The organism is Deinococcus pimensis DSM 21231, from assembly GCF_000519345.1.
Classification (GTDB): domain Bacteria; phylum Deinococcota; class Deinococci; order Deinococcales; family Deinococcaceae; genus Deinococcus_A; species Deinococcus_A pimensis.
The window spans coordinates 46,175-47,931 of record NZ_KI912670.1 but is presented as its reverse complement, the minus strand read 5'-3'; the positions used below and the strand labels follow the sequence as shown (position 1 = coordinate 47,931).

Sequence of the window (1,757 nt, the reverse complement as noted above, 5' to 3'; positions counted from 1 at the left end):
ACTGCGCGTCCGGGTCGTAGGCGTCCGGGGCGCGCAGGAAGGCGGCGAAGGTCGCGAGGGGAATGCGGTGCGCGTGAGGTTGCAGACCGCCCGCCGCGAGGACGCCGTCGCAGGCACGCGCGAGGTCCGCCGCGCGGCCCTCGTAGGGTCCGAGGTGCAGGCGGAAGCGCATGTCGAGGTCGTTGACGGGGTAGTTGTCCCACAGGACCACCCGGCGGCGCAGCGCCGCGTTCACGCCCGTCAGGTCCGACGCGCCGATGGTGCGTGAGACCGTCTGTGGTCCCGTCCAGAACATCCGCACCCGCGGGGGGCTCGCCTCGCCGAGCCGGGTGAGGTACGCCGAGGTGCCCGTCCCGTGGTATTCGGTCGGGACGAACCAGAGGTCGCCCGGCACGTCGGGGAGCAGGCGGCGCAGCAGCCACGCCTGCGCGTCGGCCAGGGCCCCGAAGCGGCGGCGGTCGTCCTCGTGGCGGAGCGTGTCGGGCATGTCGTCGAGCAGGAGGCAGAACGAGCGGTATCCGACCGCGCGGGCGGCGTGGAGTTTCTCGAGCAGGACGCGCAGGTCGTCCGGGTCCCCGTAGTGGAATTCGAGCGGGCTGAGGCCGAACACGACGTCGATGCCGAGCCGCGCGCCGTGCTCGTGCAGGCGCGCGAAGCGGGCCCAGTCCTCGGGCAGGTAGGGCTCGCGCCAGCGGTTGCGGTGGAGGGGCTCGTTCTTGGGCGCGTACAGGTAGGTGTTGAGGCCCTCACGCGCCATGAAGTCCAGCGTCGAGTGCCGTTCGGTCCAGGCCCACGGTCGTCCGTAGAATCCCTCGATGATCCCCCGGAAGCGGAAGGGGGAAGCGCCGGATTGGTCTGTTTCGAGTTCCGTGAGCACCTGACCTCCCTGCGGGACGCCCACGCGTCCGCGAGTGAGGTCATCCTAAGATTTCATGAAGAAGACTTCATGAGGCGACACTTCCGAGTCGGTCGTCCAGCCGACGAAGTCGTCCGAGAAGCTCGGTAGCGTACCGCGCGGGACCCACCAGCTCACCCATCGACCACACCCGCGTGGCAGGCCCGGCCGACGCCACGACCTCCAGCAGGGCCAGCGTGTCCCGCCGCGTCGCCAGGAGCTCGCGGGCCAGATCGCGAGCGGACAGCGACGCCAGGGGGGCGGTCGGACGGACCGCGACGGCGCTCCCGGCGTCGTCCAGCGCGGCCCTCATCTCCAGCTGCGCCTTGCGCTCCATGCCGACCACGGCGCGCAGCACGTCGGCGTCGGGAGTGGTGCGGGCGAGGAAGTCGGCCTGACGGGACGTGAACTCCGTCAGGTCCCGGAGGGCGGCGTCGAACGAAACCTCGTGGTTCATGGCGGCAGGATAGCCGCACGCGAGGCCGTGAGGACGGACTTCGACATCCAATGCCCGGCCGCGCCGCCTATGATGACGACGATGCCCCGGCACCGTCTGGTCCTGCTCGCCGTCCTCGTGACGCTCGCGGTCTCCCTCCTCGTCACGCTCGGCACGCGGCGCGGCCCCGATCGGCTCGTGTCGTCCGGGTCCACACCCCCCGCGAGCGCGGAAGCGCCCGAGGTGACACCCACGCCGACCGTCGTCGTGACGGTGCCGCCCGTGGAACCCACCCCTGTCGAGACGCCCGCGCCGACCGTCGCGCCCACCGTGAAGCCCACCGTGAAGCCCGCCGAGAAGCCCGCCGAGAAGCCCAGGAATCAGCCCGCGCCCGCGCGGCGGTCGCCCCCGGCGAGGCCCACGCCC

The 1,757-nt window shown here is 72.0% G+C and carries 2 protein-coding genes and 1 pseudogene; 1 reads left to right on the top strand and 2 read right to left on the bottom strand.

Annotated features, from left to right (window positions below; all coding sequences use genetic code 11):
- Together DEIPI_RS32770 and DEIPI_RS0119275 are read right to left on the bottom strand one after the other, a co-directional pair.
- On the bottom strand, positions 1 to 877 hold an 877-nt coding region (locus DEIPI_RS32770; RefSeq protein ID WP_211238319.1), incomplete at its 3' end, for a beta-N-acetylglucosaminidase domain-containing protein.
- 67 nt (positions 878 to 944) lie between these two features.
- Positions 945 to 1,352, bottom strand: a complete 408-nt coding sequence (locus tag DEIPI_RS0119275; protein WP_027482847.1) for a hypothetical protein — start codon at positions 1,350 to 1,352, stop codon at positions 945 to 947.
- A gap of 81 nt (positions 1,353 to 1,433) precedes the next feature.
- Here DEIPI_RS0119275 and DEIPI_RS40410 point away from each other — a divergent pair.
- Positions 1,434 to 1,757 (top strand): annotated as a pseudogene (locus tag DEIPI_RS40410) (hypothetical protein); the annotation flags it as partial.